Origin of the sequence: Psychrobacter sp. AT9 (assembly GCF_047272965.1) — a bacterium.
Classification (GTDB): Bacteria; Pseudomonadota; Gammaproteobacteria; order Pseudomonadales; family Moraxellaceae; genus Psychrobacter; species Psychrobacter glaciei.
Window position 1 is genome coordinate 2,975,693 of the sequence record NZ_JBKOTW010000001.1, and the last position, 19,123, is coordinate 2,994,815.

Below are 19,123 nucleotides of genomic sequence, written 5' to 3' on the forward strand. Positions count from 1 at the left end.
ACACTTTGTACAAACTACTCAATACAAAAGATTGCTACCTGAGTTCGTAAAGCACCTTGACGTAGTATATTACTATTTATATCAATAGCCTATCTATAAAATAATAGCCATATCCACCAGTTTTCACTACTAAACAATTATCCGTTTATATCAGTTACTATAGTCTGATATGCGTTTCATTAGCGCTTGCCGTCAAGCGCACTACCAAGCTCGGTCAACGTCACAAAGTTACGGCGCGTGCCATCTGTGTCACTGCTTGGTTTATCTGCGATACTGCTTTTTGCAAGCTTTGTGCTATCACTGTATTGCCAATTATTAATATATTCACTTTGGGTTAAACGTTGACCAAAGCCCGCTACCGCCACGGCAAACTGGGTGTCAATATTGGCTTTATCCAAAGCATGACTGGTGTTGTTAATCGGTTGACTAATCAGTTTAGAGCTACCGCCTGTAGGCGCTTTATAACGGATTTTTAGATAACCAAGCTCATTATTTTTTTGACCTTTTTTGGTATTGGTATTTATCTCTTTAGCACTGTTTTCTCCATAACGTCGGTCGCTATATAACCCTTTTTGACCTTTTGGTGTCACTTCAAACAAGGCGATAACTGCCTTGCCTGCCCCGAGCTCCCCTGCATCAATTTTGTCATTATTGAAGTCTTCTTCAGCCAGTACGCGATTTTCATAACCGATCAAACGCCACTCACTCACCACATCAGGATTAAACTCAACTTGGACTTTTACGTCTTTAGCGACGGTGTTAAATGTCGCGGCTAATTCATCACCAAAAACTTTTTTTGCTTCAGTTAGACTGTCAATATAGCTGTAATTACCATTGCCGTTGTCCGCCATCTGTTCCATCATATGGTCATTGAGATTACCGCGACCAAAGCCAACCGTAGACAAAGAGATACCACGATCGCGATTGGCTTTAACCAAATCCAACATCTCATCGACATCACTGATACCGACATTAAAATCGCCATCTGTTAACATCATAATTCGATTGATGCCGTTCTTTTTTAGCGCCTGCTCAGCTTGTCTGTAAGCCAGTTTAAGTGCATCTTCTCCATTGGTTGAGCCTGCCGCGCTTAAGCTTTCAATCGCAGCCAGTATTTTCGCTTTTTGGTCACCACTGGTCGCAGGCAATGCCACGCTGGTACTGCCCGAATACGTGACGATACTGATGCTATCTTGAGCGCGCATTTGTTCCGTCAATAGTTTAAGCGACGACTGCGCCAATGGCAGCTTATCGCGTGACGACATAGAGCCTGAGACATCTACTAAGAATACGAGATTGGCAGGTGGCATGGACTGCTTATCAGTTTTTTGTGACCAACTACTATCAACAGCTTTGATGCCAACCTTGACAATTTTATTACCTTGATCTGCTCTATCCCACGGCGAATCAACCACTTCCGTTGCGACCACAAATGGTGCGTTGCCAAGGCGTTTGCCATCATCAAATTTATAGTTAAAATAGTTAATCATCTCCTCTACTCGTACAGCATCGACGGGTGGTAACTGTCCTTCATTTAGGTAGCGGCGCACATTGGCGTAGCTGCCCGTATCCGTATCGATAGATAAGGTCGATATCGCCATGTCCGTAGTCCGATGTACAGGATTCGCCTCGTTTTTTTGATAGTTGTCTTTCGTCTCTGGCGTGACTATGATGCTCGGTGACGGACGTATGACACTTGTCTGGGGTGCAGAACGTATCATCATCTGTTGTCCGCTAGCCAAGTTTATGGCAATGGGTGACGCCATGACAGATTCTGACATCACCGCTGCATCTTGTTCCACGGTGCTGCTTGTCTCGGCTGGCACAGATTTACTCATTTGTGAGGAACTACAGGCTGTCAATCCTAGACTGGCTACAACACTAATTAACAGTGCATTTTTAGTGAAATTTTTGCCTATGGGTTTGGTTCTGTTTTCAATAACGGCAGGTGTAAGCATTTTTGACAGATAGTCAGATGACATAGCAGATATTCCTTATTGCAAATAGGTCAATGGCAGCGTGTTCGTATCGACACATTACGCCAATGATAGATGAATGACATAAGATAAACACGCTCGAATATTGGAGCACTTATTAATAATATAGAAAACAAATATTAGATTTACTATACTCAACTTAATCCATAAAAGCTATGTATCAGAACATCATAAGAAGGTTCTATAAAAGCAAAATATAAGCGCGTCACGACCTGTCGTCTATTCTGACTTATGCCTTTTTAATTCTGCCAATTTCCTTTACGATAGCACTATCCTATTTGTACGCTTGCACCAATTATCTATACCTATTAAAACTGATAAGTGAATCCTATTTTATGTCTGATGTTATTGATAATACAATTACCCCAATCATACCCAATGAACCGATGGATACTCGCTCAGTCGCAGAGTTCACTGAGCAAGCCTATCTCAACTATGCCATGTACGTCATCATGGATCGGGCGCTGCCAAACATCGCTGATGGCCTAAAGCCAGTACAGCGCCGCATCGTCTACGCCATGAGCGAGCTGGGGCTAAAATCGACTGCCAAGGCCAAAAAATCGGCGCGTACGGTCGGTGATGTGTTGGGTAAATACCATCCGCATGGTGACAGCGCTTGCTATGAGGCGATGGTACTGATGGCGCAGCCGTTTAGTTATCGCTATCCGCTCATCACGGGTCAAGGTAACTGGGGTAGCCCAGATGATCCAAAATCATTTGCGGCGATGCGTTATACCGAAGCCAAAATGTCTGCTTATGCCAATACTTTGCTCGCAGAGTTAGGTCAAGGCACAGTCGATTGGCAAGACAATTTCGATGGCACGATGCAAGAGCCAACAACCCTACCTGCCCGCCTACCTAACATACTATTGAACGGTACAACAGGTATCGCGGTCGGTATGGCGACGGATATCCCACCGCATAACCTGAATGAAGTGGTACGCGCAGCGATTCGTCTATTAAAAAACCCAGAACTGTCAGTTAAGCAGCTTACCCAGTCGATACCAGCGCCAGATTTGCCAACGCCAGCTGAAATCATTACCAGTAAAAAAGATTTGCAAGCGATGTACGAGACTGGTCGTGGCAGCTATAAGATGCGTGCGACGTTCCATGTCGACCCTAAAGAGAAAAACCTCGTCATCATCGATGCCCTCCCTTACCAAGTATCGGGTAATAAAATCCAAGAGCAAATCGCTAAGCTCATGACCGATAAAAAGCTGCCGTGGATTACTGATATTCATGATGAGTCAGATCACGAAAATGCCTGCCGTATCGTGCTTGAGCTAAAATCAACACGGGTCGATGTCGATCGCGTCATGAGTCATCTGTTTGCCAGTACGGATCTAGAAAGCAATTATCGTGTCAATATGAATATGATTGGCCTAAACGGTAAACCACAGGTCAAAAACCTAAAAGAAATCCTTGATGAGTGGCTAATCTGTCGCCGCTCAGTGGTTACGCGCCGCTTACAATATCGCCTCGATAAAATCGATAAACGCTTACATATTTTGGCAGGCTTGCTGATTGCTTATCTTAATATTGATGAAGTGATTCGCATCATTCGTGAAGAAGACGATCCAAAAGCAACCTTAATGCAGGACTACGATCTAACTGATATTCAAGCAAATGCTATCTTGGATATTCGTCTGCGTCAGCTGGCAAAACTAGAAGAGATTGAGCTGCGCCGTGAGCAAGATGAGCTGGCTGCCGAACGTGCCATTATTCAAGAGTATCTAGACAATCCAGACAGTCTGACCAATCTGATGATCGATGAGCTCACTGCTGATATGAAAGAACACGGCAACGAACGTGTGTCACCATTGGCAGAACGTGAAGAAGCACAAGCATTAAAAGAGTCTGATCTCGTACCGAGTGAACCTGTCACCGCTATCCTATCGAAAGCTGGCTGGATTCGCGCTGCCAAAGGTCATGACGTCGATGCCGCTGGCATGAGTTATCGCTCAGGTGACAGCTATCAAGCGCACGTGCGCGGCAAATCCAATGAGCGAATCTACGTGCTCGACAGCACTGGACGCAGCTACAGTATCGATGCGCACAATCTCGCCTCGGCTCGTGGTCAAGGCGACCCACTGACCAGCGTGTTAAAGCCACCAGCAGGTGCTAGCTTTGAGCAGCTATTAACGGGTGCTGACGATCAACGCATCATCCTTGCCAGCTCCGCAGGTTATGGTTTTATCAATACCGTCGGTAATCTAGATAGCAATCAAAAGGCAGGGAAAAATGTCATTAACCTAGCCACTGATAGCCGATTGCTTCCTGTCGCACGTATTGATGCTCCAGTAGATGCGACTACTAATGCTGACGGTGAGAATAGCAATACACGCGTAGCGCCTGACCATATCGCCGTCGCAACCAATGCAGGATATTTATTGATATTTGCTCTCGATGATTTACCTGAGCAAGCTCGCGGCAAAGGCAACAAACTTATCAAGTTGAAAGATGGCGAAGAGGTGCTTACTATCACGCCACTCAGTCAGCAAGACAGCCTTATTATTACTGCTGGCAAACGTCATGTGACACTCAAGCCAAATGACTTGGCTAATTATACGGGTGTACGTGGTAATCGTGGTGGTCAGTTGCCAAGAGGCTTTCAGAATGTGACGAGTGTTGAGGTTGGGTAGTTTTGGGTTTTAAGTTCGGGTAAGCTAGATTAAAAATTCATGATTTTAGGCAAATTAAGGAATGTTTAATGTATCGTAAAGTTTTCATCAGTCACGCTTCCGAAGATACAGATGATGCTGAATCTATCTATGACTTCCTAAAATCTAATCATTATGAGCCTTGGTTAGATTTCAAAGCATTAAAGGTAGGGATGCAATGGGATTACGAAATTGAGCAAGCCCTTCGAGAGTCAGACTTTGTTGTTATTCTTCTATCGAAAGTAGCGACCAATAAAAGAGGGTATATTCAGAGAGAAATCAAACGTATGGATAGATATTCTGAAGAAAAGCTTTCAGATGATATTTATATATTACCCGTATTAATAGATGAATGTGAGGTCCCAAGAAGCTTATCTAAATACCAGTACATGAAAACTAGCCAAGTAGATTTTAGAAGAAACCTATTGGATTCGTTGAATTTTCAAAGGGAAAAATATCTAACTTTAATTGACAAGTCTGATATTTTATTTGATGACTGCGTGAAAAAAGCAGAAGGTTTTGATCTTAAAATCAGCACACCTTATGACTGCCATATTGACTATTACATATGTAGAGATAATCCATTTTTTGATTCAAACTACATAAACTCATTTATTGAAAGAGAGATTTATGATCTTATTGATACTTTCCGAAATGATGAAAAAAAGTATGGTTTAAACTCATCTCCTCAGATGGAACATGCTTATATTGAAATTGGTAATTCGATAGTTATACATTCACCAGAATTTTTATCAGTATCGACTGGCATAAGTGAATATTCGGGTGGAGCTCATCCAAATCATTACTTAAGTCACAAACATTTTGCTTTAAACCCAGAAAGAACCTTGCGACTAGAAGATTTTATTGAGTTCAAATGTTTAATAGAATGGCTAACAAATAAAATTGATAAATACGCAAAAGAGGACCAAGATTTTCTATTAGATTACATTAACGCGGTTAATGAAAACAATATTGATTTCCACTGGGATAGTGAGAATTTTACAATAAATTTTATGAGCGTCACTCCTCATGCTTTAACAGCAATAAGTTATTTGGAAATACCAAAGGGTGATATAGTTTTCAAGTTGAAAATTTAAAACCTTTGGTTTTTATCAAATCGATCTCTTCCTACTAGAAAAGCCGCCTACACAATGTATAGACGGCTTTTTTACGCTAGTTATAATAGAGAACTCATCTAAAGTTTGTTGGATTTGGTATCTTCAAAAACTGCTGTCAAAAAGCTTTCAATCTGAGTACTTGTCATTAGATAGGGATTATAGTCAGAACCTGCTGAGAAGCTTTTTAGGGCATACTCTTCATCTTCAGCACTTGACGTAAGATGTTTGACTAAAAACCCATTCCATTGACGCGATTCAATTTCCTCTATATTAACAATATTAGGAAAAATGGCTGAATGCTCGTCAAGTATCTTTTCTAAGGCAGTATTGATAGCAGGCCTTGTCCCTTGAAAACTTTGAACGAAATAACCTTCACTAATAACTAAAGCTGAAACGATATCGTTTTCTTCAAAATATCTGCGCCAATACTCAAGTGCACGAGTCAGCTCGATCCCCGAATCTAGGTCGACATTTTTGGCGATATATGTCATTTTGATAAGAATATGCTCGCCACTTCTTTTTTTGCTTTCTGGAGTATGGCTTGTCGTTGTATGCATAAGAAACCTTATTTATAAAATGCTTACCTAAACTAAGATACACTTTATTATAAAATATAATCAATAAAATTTTTGGATTTTGACCGATTTTTTATCAGCTATTATGATTTTTAGCGTTATAGCATAAAAATTTTAACGGGATAGTACGCAGCATTTATCACAGTAAAATAGTACTACAAAAGTTGTCAAAATCAGTGTAATAGTATTATTCTAATCGTTCAAAAGTCTAATCTGTATTTGCCTATCAGCCGCAATTTAAGCCCAAAATATAAACTATCTTGTAACGTAAAGCATCAATAGCGACCCATCTCAACCGTTGTCTCAGCAAGTACACTATCGCCTTGCCATGCCTGCACATCTACCGTATATAGATGGTTTTTGCCACCTGAGCAAGGCGGTTTATATGCACCACCCACCTCGCCTTTACGGCTACGGTATTCTGCGACCATCTCAATCCCTACTGGCACCTCATAAGTATGACCAAATACTCGTGGTACTTCTATGCTCGTAGCACCTTCTGGTAGAGCAAATTCCACAATGCCATGTCCACCATTTTGCATACGTTTATTGCTCACATCGTTGTAAACGAAAACCAAGCTATCTGCGCCTGCCGGAATGTTTGAGATGGTCATGTTTGGCGTGGCTGGACTTTTGCCATCATAGTTTAAACACTGCTGCCCTTCAGGTATTTTTTTACCATCCCAAGCGGCATCACTAAACTTAACATCCATCGCAAAAGCATTGGCAGATAGTGCCAATGTTGCCAAAGCAGTAACCGATTTTAAGGTAAAGAATTTCATACTTGTAGCTGATGCACTAATGAAAACAGTCCATCTCATCTTATAAATTAATTTTGATAATTAAATATAACCTTATAATAAATCAACACTGTTAAGTTAATAATATCGTTTAGGATTTTTGTTAATCCTTCGAATAAGTATTAATCGATCGCACCACCAGCAAAGCAAATACTGCATCAGTAGCCAAATTTTCAGCATCACAGGTTACTCGATAGTTATTTATCTCTTTGGGTGTGTTGTAGTAGTATCTAAATCATTGGTATTGAAACGACTAAAAATAATAGGATCATCATGTTTATCGAAGATAAGATTGCCAAAGAAAGTATGACCACTAAAATCTCGACACCTAAAATCATCTTTTTTGACATCGATGATACTTTGAGCCGCAATGGCATCATTGCCGAACACAACAAAGCGACCCTTGAGCAGCTTGCAGGTACTGGTATTAAGCTGGTGATTTCAACGGGACGCTCCAAAGCGATATTGCCAGCAGATATTTTAGCCTTGCTCGAAGCTGATGTCTTAGATGCCATTATTTGTATGAATGGACAGTATAGCTTTGATAAAGGCGGTCGAATTAGCCACTATCCGTTGTCCGCTGAACAAACAGATAAAATAGTGCGCTTGTGCCAGCAGAGTGATTTGATTCATAAGTTTGACTCGGCAACCCATATCGCATGGTCAGGTGAAAATGACCGTTTGCGCGAGTTCAATGCTGTCACACCCAACTCTATCGTTGACCCTGAGTATTACAAGTTAAACACTGTCTATCAGTGCTCGGTATTTTTTAATAATCAACAAGAAAAAATGCAAGACGTCGATTTTGCGCAGTATGATTTAAAACTGGTGCACTGGCATCAGATTGGTGCAGACATACTCCCAGCCGATGCGTCTAAAGCACGAGGTATCAAAGATGTGTGCAAATATTATGCGGTAGATGCCAGTGAGTGTATGGCGTTCGGCGATGGAATGAATGATTTAGAGATGTTTGACTTGGTCGGCTATGCGGTAGCGATGGGTGATGCAAAGCAAGAATTGATTGCGCGTGCAGACTTTGTCACTGGGACGATTGAAGAGTACGGCATACAAGCGGTGCTTGATCGATTGCATGTAGCATTATAAAAATAGACCGTAGCGTGCGATAACTGTTACACGCTACAACCTTTCATAGGCGATAAGCTGTGGGTGCAAGATCAATTTTAATAGGAAAAGTTAGTGAAATTTATCTTCTTACTATTAAGCCATGAACCCAACCACCAATTTTATAAAATCCGACAATAATCAAAATAAGCACCACAGCCGCCAATACATAAGCCAACCAATTGGGCACACTACTCAACCAACCAATCGTAAACACCAAACTCATATATGTCTCAACTGGCCAATCAATGATAGCGGTCGGTGAGCCAGCATTGAACAGTGCCATAAAAGCGACGATACCAAGCACAGCCGTAATAATCCCAGTACGTTTACGATTATTCATCTCATTCCTCTTCTAAACTCAATCAAATGATACTAGCCAATCAAGGCATTGTTAAGGCATGGTCAAACCACCATCGACAGCGATCGACTGTCCAGTAATAGCCGAACTCAAATCTGATGCCATGAGCAATATAGAATTGGCAAAGTCAGCCACTGAAGTCGCTTGACGCAGCGGCGTGGTGGTCGCGATATAATCGAATACTTCTTCGGTGGTTAGACTGCTTGCATCGGTGGTCTTAAGCAAACCACCTGCCAGCAAGTTTACGCGAATACCATACTGCCCTAGCTCCGCAGCGAGATTGCGTGTCAGCCCAATCAATGCTGATTTAGCAGTGGTATAGTCGTAATAGGTGACTACTGGATTATAAACAAGGTTGGTTGAGATATTGATAATTTTACCCATCTGCTGTGCCTTCATCTGCGGCAATACGGCCTGTACTGTATTGACCGCTCCCTTGACGATACCGTCTATCTGCTGCGAGAAATGCGACCATTTGACGGTCTCAATGCTGGTGTACTCGGCACTGGGATTAAACTGATAATTTGGCAAGGCGTTATTGACCAATACATCGATACGACCATGACGGCTGACGACTTCAGCCGCCATTGCTTGTACTTGCTCAAGCTCGGTGACATCTGCCTGATATGCAAATGCTTGCCCACCCGCCGCTATGATGTCAGCAACCACTCTATTAGCTGCCTCTTCACTATTGAGATAGTTGACACAAACGATTGCGCCTGCTGCTGCCATTTGCTGAGCAATCTGTGCGCCCAGTCCACGACTGGCTCCCGTAACGATAGCGACTTTTTCTGTGAGCAGTGCAGGAATCACTGAGGTGCTGTGAGTCGAGGTAATTTGAGTCATGATGTTGCATCCTTTATTATTGTGGTATGGTTATTTAGTATTATGAGAATTAAGGGCTTAGCGCGTTTTGGCCTGCGTTAATCATAGCATGGTTATATACTGCCTTCTCTCGATTCACTGTTGGCGATTTTCTAAAAGCCCTACCAAACATTGGCTGCCTTTAAGTTAGCTTTAATACTCATTTGATTGGCACGACTCGCTACCTTTATTAGTATTACTAAGTACTGTCTTGAAGATAGCTCTTTAAATTGTGCAAAGCGATAACCATAATAGTTTTATTGGCGACATTAGGCATTTATCATCTTGCCATTTTTATCAATTTTTTTGATTTGCATCATCTTTATTTAGGAGAGATATTTTGACCCATTTATCATCGTCCCATCCAACCATTAATACCTCGGCTCGTATCGGTCGCATAGTGCCAAAAGCATTATTAGCGGCGGCTGTCGGCTTAGTGCTTGCCAGCTGTAGCAACTCTGACAATGCAGCGGATGGCAGCGCAGCGGCGAGTAATGAGACGCTCAATCTGTATAACTGGTCAGAATATATGCCGCAAGAGATTTTAGATGGTTTCGAAGAAGAGACTGGCATCTCGGTCAATTACACCACCTTTGACTCTAACGAAGCGATGTACGCCAAACTCAAACTGCTGGATGATTCTAGCCAATATGATTTAGCAATTCCATCGACTTATTATGTCGAAAAAATGGCCAAAGAAGGACTGTTGCAAGAGCTGGATAAGTCTAAATTGAGCAATTTTAAAAACCTCGATACTTCATTTACCAATACTAAAATCGATCCTGAAAACAAATACTCTATTCCTTATATGTGGGGCAGCACCGGTCTAGCGATTAATGGTGACAGTGTCGACCCTAAAACCGTCAATAGCTGGAATGACCTATGGGATCCTAAGTATAAAGGTCAAGTGATGCTCACCAACGACGTACGCGAAGTCTTTGGTATGGCACTACTGACTCTTGGATACTCAGGCAATAGTAGAAATCCTGACGAAATCAAAGCCGCTTACGATAAGCTCACTACGTTGATGCCGAACGTCAAAACCTTTAACTCTGATGCCACACGTATGCCGTACATCGAAGGTGAAACTTCGCTCGGTATGACGTGGAATGGCGAGGCAGTCATGGCCAATGACGAAGGTCTGACCAGCTTGGTTTATAAATATCCAACGGAAGGCGCTATTTTATGGATGGACAATTTTGTCATTCCAAAAAATGCCAAACAAGTAGATGCAGCACACAAATTTATTGATTACTTATTGCGTCCTGAAAATGCAAAAATCGTGAGTGAAGAGATTGGCTATGCGTCGCCAAATATAGCAGCACGTGAGCTGATGGATGAGAGCGTCCAAAACAATCCAACGATTTACCCTGCCAAAGACGTACTGGCAAAAGCGGAATTTCAAGAAGATGTCGGTGATGAAGCATTGCAAGTGTATCAGCAGTATTGGGATAAGCTAAAAACTGGACGTTAATAGTCTCGATTTAGAGTTTTAAAAATAAAGCATACTTTTAAAAATAAAAACGCTGATCTTAAATGGTCAGCGTTTTTTTTGTGTGTTATAAATGCAGATCTGTCTCGCCGCCCTGCTCTTTCATGCGGCGCTGCTCACGGCGTTGATAGCCCAGACCTGACGCTGCAAACCAGTGCGGCTTGCTGGTTTGTAGCAAGTCGCTCAACTGCTGTAGCTGGGTTTGCAAAGTTTGTGTCAACCAAAAATACCCCTGCCACTCAAACGCCAAGTGCTGTACGCTTGGATACTCTGAGACGGCAATACGAGTAATGGGGCGAAATACTTCATCGCTTGGACTACGTAGCACCGCGGCCATATGATGCATGGCTTGGGTCAGCTCATGCTGATAGTGCATCAATAGGACATGGTTTTCTTCATCGATTTCTATATTCGCCAAGCGCGGCGCGGCACTTAATAGTAAATCAATCGTGCCGATGATATTACGATGAGTACGCTGAATCGTCTCTAGCGTTTCTTTCTCGATCCCTGACTCACTTGCTGTCGCAGCGATATGTGGACGCACGGCTAGCAGGCGTTTGTTAATCTGCTGTAGCGCTGTGACCAATGCTCTATCAACGGGCACTTCCTTAACAGGAAAGGCTACGGGTTTTAACTTTTGCACAGAGTCATCTGTTGTCCCATCTACTCCACCCTCCGTTGCATCAATGTGATGGCCGACGCCAGCGTAGAGACTACTACAAGCGTCAAGGTTACTACTCAATAAAAACCGCCACATCAAGGTCGACTTCAACGGCAAAATCAGCGTCACGGCTACCGCAACGCCAGTACCCAACAAGATATTTAGAGCGCGGTAGATGCCGTCTTGACCGATACTATTGTTACCTAGATCAGAGACAATCATCAACATAGTGATACCCGTCAGTAGCCCTGTATATCCAAGATTTCTAACCGCTAAATAACCAATGATACCGCTTAATAGACCGATGAGCGCATAGTCCACCCATAGCCATGCACCTGCGTTTTGATTAAACCACAAAACCCCAAAGGCAGTGCCAATACCAAATAGCGTACCCAGTATGCGCTCTTTCGCTTTGGTATAAATAGCGCCTTGATACTGTAATAATCCCAAGATGATAAAAACCGTAATGGTCGTCCATTCACCATGTGGGAAGTTAGTGACTTTATTGACTAACAAAGCCAGTATTACAGCGGTACCTAAGCGTATAGCATGCAAAACATCTGCATGTTGGTAGCGGACATAAGGCTCAATAAATGGCGCAGTAACATGCTGATAAAGGGTTGGTTTCACGCAAGGCTACTCTTTTTAGTGGTTAAGCGAGTTTTAGTTGATAAGCGAGATAAATGATAAATCACCTAGGTTACTCACAAACATGCTAGCAGTCGATTCTCTATTTACAAAGCATTAATCAAAAAAAACGTCTCCTGCCTATCAAAAGACAAAAGACGTTCATGTTCAAACGCTACTTATAAATTGCTGAGTTTAATAAATCTAATTAAACTTCTAAGAAGTCTAGTATACCTTCCGCAGCTTCGCGGCCTTCCCAAATAGCCGTAACAACCAAGTCAGAGCCACGTACCATATCGCCACCGGCAAATATTTTAGGATTTTTGGTTTGGAATTTAAAGGTTTGTTTTTCTGCTGCCAACACGCGACCAGAGCTGTCCATCGCCACTTGCTGAGACTCAAACCAATCAGCAGGACTTGGTCTAAAACCAAACGCCATAATGACGGCATCACATGGGATAATCTCTTCAGAATTAGGAATCGGCTCAGGACGCTGGCGACCACGGTTATCTGGCGCACCCAAGTGAGTCGTGACTACTTTTACGCCATTCACTTTACCGTTTAAGCCAATGATTTCAGTAGGCTGACGGTTGAATAAAAACTCAACGCCTTCCTCACGAGCATTGACCACTTCGCGGCGTGAGCCCGGCATATTCTCTTCATCACGGCGATAGGCACAGACCACTTGCTCAGCACCTTGACGAATACTGGTACGGTTACAGTCCATCGCTGTATCGCCGCCACCTAATACCACCACTCTCTTGCCTTTAAAGTCGATGTACTCTTCAGCATCCTTTTCCCAATCATTACAACGGTTCACATTGGCGATTAAGTAATCTAGCGCATCATAGACGCCTGTCAGCTCTTCGCCAGCAAAGCCGCCGCGCATATAGGTGTACGTACCCATACCCATAAAGACTGCATCATATTCAGCTAATAACTCATCAATAGTGACATCTGTGCCAATTTCTGTTTCTAGGCGGAATTCCATACCCATGTCTTCAAAAATCACACGGCGATTGCGCATGACGTCTTTTTCCATTTTGAATTCAGGAATACCAAAAGTCAGTAAGCCTCCGATTTCAGGACGTTTATCAAAGATGACAGGTTTTACACCATTTCTGACCAAGATATCTGCGCAGCCAAGACCTGCTGGTCCTGCACCGATAACCGCGACTTTTTTGTCTGTCCATACCACTTCAGACATATCTGGACGCCAACCGAGTGCAAAAGCAGTGTCGTTGATATATTTTTCAACGTTACCAATCGTCACTGCACCAAAGCCGTCGTTCAACGTGCAAGCACCTTCGCACAGACGGTCTTGTGGACAAACTCGTCCGCATACTTCAGGCAAGGTATTGGTACGGTGGCACAATTCTGCTGCTTGAAATATTTGACCTTCTGTCGCCAGTTTGAGCCAATTTGGGATGTAGTTGTGTACTGGACATTTCCACTCGCAGTACGGGTTGCCGCACTCAAGACAACGATGCGACTGCTGCGCCACTGATTCATTCTCAAACGGTTTGTAAATCTCGACAAACTCTGTTGAGCGCGTCGCGATGTCTTTTTTGGTCGGCTCAAGCCGAGGTACATCTAAAAACTGAAAGCTATTTTCTAAGCGTTTTGCCATGGTGTTATCTCTGTAATATAAGGCTCTTCTATGATGGGTGGTGGCAGGCAACGATACTTAATACATCAGGACTTAAGATATCTATGTCGTTGCTGCCACTTACCTACTCGAAACCTGTGAGTTAAAACGTGTCTTAAAACGGAACGCTGGCGACTCTGATTAAATTAATCGATTGAATCAACTTAATACAAGCTACTGTGGGTCAGCCATCGTGGTTTTAAGGAGACTCGCAATGTTTGCCGCTTTTGGCTTCACCAAGTAAAACTTACGAACATAATGCTCAAAGTCAGCCAAAATAGTCTGACCCCACGCGCTACCAGTTTTCTCTACATGGGTCTCAATCACTTGTTGTAAATGAATGCGATGACCTTCCGTCTGCTCACTTGAGATACGGTTTAAATCAATCAATTCATGATTGCAGCGATCAAAGAAATCCCCTTCCATGTCGAGCACATAAGCAAAGCCACCCGTCATACCAGCACCGAAGTTGAGACCAGTACGCCCAAGAATGGTCATTATACCGCCCGTCATATATTCACAGCAATGATCACCAGTGCTTTCGATGACTGCATGCGCACCAGAGTTACGAACCCCAAAACGCTCACCTGCGGTACCAGCAGCATATAGCTTGCCGCCAGTTGCACCATATAGGCAGGTATTACCGATGATGGCTGTTTCTTGGGCGATAAAGCTTGAGTCTTTTGGTGGGTAAATGACAATCTCACCACCTGCCATGCCTTTTCCAACATAGTCATTGGCATCGCCTTCAAGCTCAATATTCAAGCCGCCAGCATTCCAAACACCCAAGCTCTGCCCTGCTGTACCAGTCAAACGAAGTTTTATCGGCATATCACTCATGCCCAGGTTGCCCCATACTTGTGCAATCTCGCCAGAAATACGAGCACCGATAGATCGGTCACAGTTACCAACAAAATAGCTATAGTCACCGCCATTACCTTGACGAATATTGAGCAGCATATCACTAATCATTTGCTCTGCAAGTAAGCCTTTATCAAATGGCTCATTACGCTCTACCTGACAGGTCTGCGCTTTGCCGCTACTGGCCGGATGGCTAAATAATAGCGGTGATAAATCTAAATGGCGTTGCTTATCAGTATTGCCTTCTAGCACGTCAAGCAAGTCTGTACGTCCGACCAGCTCTTCCATACTACGCACGCCCAATGCCGCTAACCATTCACGTGTCTCCGTAGCGACAAACTTAAAGAAGTTAATCAACATTTCCGCTTCGCCAATGAAATGCTCATCACGCAGTTGGGCTTTTTGCGTGGCAACGCCAGTCGGGCAGTTATTTAAATGGCAAATACGCAAATACTTACAACCAACAGCAATCATCGGCGTCGTACCAAAGCCGAAGCTTTCAGCGCCAAGGATAGCGGCTTTAACCACATCCAGACCAGTTTTTAGACCGCCATCTGTTTGGATACGTACTTTGTCTCGAAGACCATTGACTCGCAATGACTGATGCGTCTCAGCAAGACCCAACTCCCACGGCGAGCCAGCATGATGGATAGACGACAAGGGTGAAGCGGCGGTACCACCATCATAACCTGAGATGGTAATCAAGTCGGCATAGGCTTTTGCCACGCCAGTAGCGATAGTACCAACACCCGGACGTGAGACCAGTTTGACCGAAACCAAGGCATCTGGATTGACTTGTTTTAAGTCAAAAATCAGCTGCGCCAAATCTTCAATAGAATAAATATCATGATGCGGCGGTGGTGAAATCAACGTCACCCCTGGCACTGAATAACGCAGACGGGCAATCAAGGCGTTGACTTTACCACCCGGTAACTGACCACCCTCACCCGGCTTAGCACCCTGTGCCACTTTAATTTGCATCACTTCCGCTGAGCGTAGATACGCTGGAGTTACGCCAAAACGACCCGAGGCAACTTGCTTAATTTTTGAGTTGCGCAAGGTACCATAACGTACTGGGTCTTCACCGCCCTCACCAGAGTTTGAGCGACCACCAATGGTATTCATCGCCATAGCAATGGCTTCATGCGCTTCAGGAGATAGCGCGCCTAACGACATACCAGCCGAGTCAAAACGAGTCAAAATCTTGGAGATATCTTCGACGTCATTGACATCGATAGGATTGTCCGTCTTTAACTGCAATAAGTCACGCAAAGTGGCAACTGGGCGGCTATTTACTAAATTGGCATAATTACGATAATTGTCATAATCGCCCGTGCGCACAGCGGTATGTAGGCTGTTAATCACGTCAGGATTAAAGGCATGGTATTCTTTATTAAAGACGAATTTCAGCAGACCACCTTGATCCAGTGGCGCGCGACGTTTAAAGGCATTCGCTGCTAGCTGCGCTTGATCGGCAGCTAAGTCTGCGAAGGTAGCCCCTTTGATACGACTTTGTACGCCTTTAAAGCATAAATTGACGACTTCTTCTGAGAGGCCGACTGCTTCAAACAACTGCGCACCGCGATAAGAAACAATGGTAGAAATACCCATTTTTGATAAGATTTTTAGCAGTCCTTTATCCAAGCCTTTGCGGAAATTAACCCGCGCTTGAATCGGATCGCCCAATAGCTCACCAGTGGCAACCAAATCATCGATGACGTCATAAGCTAAGTACGGATACACACAGGTCGCGCCAAAGCCAATCAATACCGCTATTTGATGCGAATCGCGCGCTAGACCGGTCTCAATCACCAAGTTGGCATCAGTACGAATACCTTGCCCAATTAAATAGTGATGCACAGCGCCCGTAACCATGATGGCATTGGCTGGTACTTTGTCGGCATCGATATCTTTATCAGACAATACGATCAGCGTGTTACCAGCACGGATGCTAGTCGCTACTTGCTCACAAATAGCCACGATAGCATCAGACAGCTCTACAGTACGGTCATAGTTCAGATCAATGCGCGCCATTTTGAACGCCGAATCATCTAAGGTTTCAAGCTGCTGCATTTTGCTGGCTGACAAGACTGGTGACGATAAAATAATACGGTGTGCGTCTCTAGCTGATGGCGCAAATACGTTGGTTTCCGCACCTAAGCATGTCTGTAACGACATCACAATGGATTCACGTAGTGGATCGATTGGTGGATTGGTTACTTGAGCGAACTGCTGACGGAAGAAGTCACCGACATGGCGAATTTGCTGCGATAGTACCGCCATTGGCGTATCATCACCCATCGAACCAACTGGCTCTTGACCATTTTCAGCGTTCGGACGAATAATTTCTGTACGCTCTTCATTAGTGATGTGATACATTTTCTGTAAGGCTTTTAGCTTATCACCACGGCAAGCTTGCGCTGCCAAGGTTTCTTCTAAGCGCTCATCATCACGGACGCGTGTCGCTTCTTCACGTAGCCATTTACGATATGGATGAGCCGTTTTTAGTAAAGTTGCAATAGCAGTCGTATCTAAGACTTGACCAGTCAACGTATCAATGACCAGCATTTGACCAGGTCCGACTCGACCTTTTGCCAATACATCTTGTGGCGAGTAATCCCAAACGCCAACCTCTGACGCAACGGTAATATAGCCGTTCTTGGTGGTCACCCAACGCGAAGGACGCAGGCCGTTTCTATCGAGCATACAGACCGCATAGCGTCCATCTTGAATCACAAGACCTGCTGGACCATCCCACGCTTCCATATGCTGCGAGTAAAATTCATAAAACGCGCGCAAATCCATATCCATGCTATCAACATTCTGCCACGCAGGTGGTACCAGAATCGACATTGCATGGAACAAATTCATACCACCAGACATCAGTACTTCAAGCATATTATCTAAGCTTGATGAGTCCGAACCTGTGCTATTCACTAATGGCGTCAGTTCATTTAAGTTAGGCAGTTTGTCTGATTTTAATTTTGGCGTACGTGCTTTAGACCAGTTACGATTACCCGTGATGGTATTCAGTTCACCATTATGGGCAAGATAACGGAAGGGCTGTGCCAATGGCCAGCGCGGTAACGTATTGGTTGAAAAACGCTGATGGAACACCACGATATGCGAGGCCAAACGCTCATCTTGTAAATCCAAGAAAAACGCTGGTAGATCGGAAGGCATTACCAAGCCTTTGTAAATAATCGTTTGACAGTTCAGCGAGCACACATAAAACAGCTCATCATCCACCAAACGCTGCTCTGCTTTTTTGCGGGCTACAAACAGCTTACGGTTAAAATCTTCCGCATCTAAAGTGTCAGGTGCGTTGACAAATACTTGCTTAAAGCCTGGCAAGGTCTCACGACCAATCTCACCGACAATACTTAGATCAAGTGGCACGTCGCGCCAGCCAGCAACCTCTAAACCTTCAGCAATAATTTCATCAGCAAGTACCTGCTGACTGTACTGGGCTTTGGACTCGTCGAGATTAACAAACACCATACCCACAGCGAAATTATCTGTGATTACTAACTGTTGCTCGCGAGCAATGTCTTTGAAGAAAGCCGTGGGCGTTGCCAATAGCAAACCACAACCATCGCCTGTCTTACCGTCAGCAGCAACACCACCACGGTGCGTCATACAGCTGAGGCTATGAATAGCCGTTTTTACCAAATCGTGACTGGCTTGTCCCTCAATATGAGCAATCAAACCAAAGCCGCAGTTATCAGAAAAGTCATCCGGCGTGGCCAAATGCGTATGGGAAGAAATCATTGACATAGCTTGTCCTTTTGAGTAAACGGGCAGCTTATATATCCAATGCGGAGTATAAACTGGTGACCGCAGGCAGAACGGGCTGGTAGGTAAATATTCGTATATGCGAATTAATAAATAGTGCGATGCTCAGTAGATAGTTATGCTGTGAGAATAAGATGAAACTCTAACTCTCACAGTGCTTTGGCAACCAATCCTTTGATAATCTAATAACAGACCACTCGTGTAATAACAAAATGCACCAATAAACAGTCAGTAACCGCCCATGGCAACCGGGTAAAATAACACCCTGTATACCAGTTACCCACTCATTAGCACTTTCATTAACGCTTGGTGTTACATCCTACTAGCGTGGCTTAGTAAGCGGCTAGTTGAGCATGCGACAATATGGCATTTTATTAATATTGAATATCAGACACTCTATATACAAGCGCCTTAGTAACCCTAATCGAAGTGACACTAGCAGGGATTGTGCGATTTGTAATAAGCTTACTATAGAGGGCCAATCGCCGCACTTGAAGCGACAACCGTTTAGTAAGCAACTATCTTACCACTAATAATAAGTT

General features: G+C 43.7%; 12 protein-coding genes. 4 read left to right on the top strand and 8 right to left on the bottom strand.

Annotated features, from left to right (window positions below; genetic code table 11):
• Positions 1–179 precede the first annotated feature (179 nt).
• Positions 180–1,982, bottom strand: coding sequence for a vWA domain-containing protein (locus ACMFL8_RS12475; protein WP_413191164.1), 1,803 nt, complete (start codon positions 1,980–1,982; stop codon positions 180–182).
• Positions 1,983–2,332: 350 nt separating this feature from the next.
• Here ACMFL8_RS12475 and parC point away from each other — a divergent pair, with 350 nt between their 5' ends.
• Together parC and ACMFL8_RS12485 are read left to right on the top strand one after the other, a co-directional pair.
• Positions 2,333–4,639, top strand: coding sequence for a DNA topoisomerase IV subunit A (gene parC, locus ACMFL8_RS12480; protein ID WP_413191165.1), 2,307 nt, complete (start codon positions 2,333–2,335; stop codon positions 4,637–4,639).
• Between the two features lie 68 nt (positions 4,640–4,707).
• Positions 4,708–5,754: a TIR domain-containing protein gene (locus tag ACMFL8_RS12485; RefSeq protein ID WP_194619526.1), complete on the top strand. Its 1,047-nt coding sequence runs from the start codon at positions 4,708–4,710 to the stop codon at positions 5,752–5,754.
• A gap of 98 nt (positions 5,755–5,852) precedes the next feature.
• On the opposite strand, the gene ACMFL8_RS12490 is transcribed toward ACMFL8_RS12485, so the two are convergent.
• On the bottom strand, positions 5,853–6,332 hold the full coding sequence (locus ACMFL8_RS12490) for a BLUF domain-containing protein (RefSeq protein ID WP_194619528.1): 480 nt from the start codon (positions 6,330–6,332) through the stop codon (positions 5,853–5,855).
• A gap of 293 nt (positions 6,333–6,625) precedes the next feature.
• Positions 6,626–7,132 carry a hypothetical protein gene (locus ACMFL8_RS12495; RefSeq protein WP_413191166.1) on the bottom strand — a complete coding sequence of 169 codons (507 nt, stop codon included), beginning with the start codon at positions 7,130–7,132 and terminating at the stop codon, positions 6,626–6,628.
• Between the two features lie 291 nt (positions 7,133–7,423).
• Here ACMFL8_RS12495 and ACMFL8_RS12500 point away from each other — a divergent pair, with 291 nt between their 5' ends.
• Positions 7,424–8,254: a Cof-type HAD-IIB family hydrolase gene (locus tag ACMFL8_RS12500; protein ID WP_413191167.1), complete on the top strand. Its 831-nt coding sequence runs from the start codon at positions 7,424–7,426 to the stop codon at positions 8,252–8,254.
• Between the two features lie 100 nt (positions 8,255–8,354).
• Here the strand turns inward: ACMFL8_RS12500 and ACMFL8_RS12505 are convergent, their stop codons facing one another.
• Positions 8,355–8,615, bottom strand: a complete 261-nt coding sequence (locus tag ACMFL8_RS12505) for a hypothetical protein (RefSeq protein ID WP_413191168.1) — start codon at positions 8,613–8,615, stop codon at positions 8,355–8,357.
• Positions 8,616–8,666: 51 nt separating this feature from the next.
• Complete coding sequence (locus tag ACMFL8_RS12510) at positions 8,667–9,479, bottom strand: 3-oxoacyl-ACP reductase (RefSeq protein WP_210540511.1); 813 nt, start codon at positions 9,477–9,479, stop codon at positions 8,667–8,669.
• A 358-nt stretch (positions 9,480–9,837) separates the two neighbouring features.
• On the opposite strand from ACMFL8_RS12510, the gene ACMFL8_RS12515 reads away from it, so the two are divergent.
• Positions 9,838–10,971: an ABC transporter substrate-binding protein gene (locus tag ACMFL8_RS12515; RefSeq protein WP_413191169.1), complete on the top strand. Its 1,134-nt coding sequence runs from the start codon at positions 9,838–9,840 to the stop codon at positions 10,969–10,971.
• Positions 10,972–11,056: 85 nt separating this feature from the next.
• On the opposite strand, the gene ACMFL8_RS12520 is transcribed toward ACMFL8_RS12515, so the two are convergent.
• The 3 genes from ACMFL8_RS12520 to gltB form a co-directional block, all read right to left on the bottom strand.
• The gene (locus ACMFL8_RS12520; protein ID WP_010201700.1) at positions 11,057–12,280 is read right to left on the bottom strand and encodes an FUSC family protein; all 1,224 of its coding nucleotides are present in this window, start codon (positions 12,278–12,280) and stop codon (positions 11,057–11,059) included.
• Positions 12,281–12,485: 205 nt separating this feature from the next.
• Positions 12,486–13,907 (bottom strand): FAD-dependent oxidoreductase, encoded by a 1,422-nt coding sequence (locus ACMFL8_RS12525; RefSeq protein ID WP_413191170.1) that lies wholly within the window; start codon positions 13,905–13,907, stop codon positions 12,486–12,488.
• Between the two features lie 192 nt (positions 13,908–14,099).
• Positions 14,100–18,563, bottom strand: a complete 4,464-nt coding sequence (gltB, locus tag ACMFL8_RS12530; RefSeq protein WP_413191171.1) for a glutamate synthase large subunit — start codon at positions 18,561–18,563, stop codon at positions 14,100–14,102.
• Between the last annotated feature and the right edge of the window lie 560 nt (positions 18,564–19,123).

Excerpts from the sequence above, each read along its gene's own strand:
- ACMFL8_RS12510 (WP_210540511.1), bottom strand. The coding sequence starts at position 9,479 with ATGACTCAAATTACCTCGACTCACAGCACCTCAGTGATTCCTGCACTG.
- parC (WP_413191165.1), top strand. The coding sequence starts at position 2,333 with ATGTCTGATGTTATTGATAATACAATTACCCCAATCATACCCAATGAA.
- ACMFL8_RS12475 (WP_413191164.1), bottom strand. The coding sequence starts at position 1,982 with ATGTCATCTGACTATCTGTCAAAAATGCTTACACCTGCCGTTATTGAA.
- ACMFL8_RS12485 (WP_194619526.1), top strand. The coding sequence starts at position 4,708 with ATGTATCGTAAAGTTTTCATCAGTCACGCTTCCGAAGATACAGATGAT.
- ACMFL8_RS12505 (WP_413191168.1), bottom strand. The coding sequence starts at position 8,615 with ATGAATAATCGTAAACGTACTGGGATTATTACGGCTGTGCTTGGTATC.
- ACMFL8_RS12500 (WP_413191167.1), top strand. The coding sequence starts at position 7,424 with ATGTTTATCGAAGATAAGATTGCCAAAGAAAGTATGACCACTAAAATC.
- ACMFL8_RS12490 (WP_194619528.1), bottom strand. The coding sequence starts at position 6,332 with ATGCATACAACGACAAGCCATACTCCAGAAAGCAAAAAAAGAAGTGGC.
- gltB (WP_413191171.1), bottom strand. The coding sequence starts at position 18,563 with ATGTCAATGATTTCTTCCCATACGCATTTGGCCACGCCGGATGACTTT.
- ACMFL8_RS12525 (WP_413191170.1), bottom strand. The coding sequence starts at position 13,907 with ATGGCAAAACGCTTAGAAAATAGCTTTCAGTTTTTAGATGTACCTCGG.
- ACMFL8_RS12495 (WP_413191166.1), bottom strand. The coding sequence starts at position 7,132 with ATGAAATTCTTTACCTTAAAATCGGTTACTGCTTTGGCAACATTGGCA.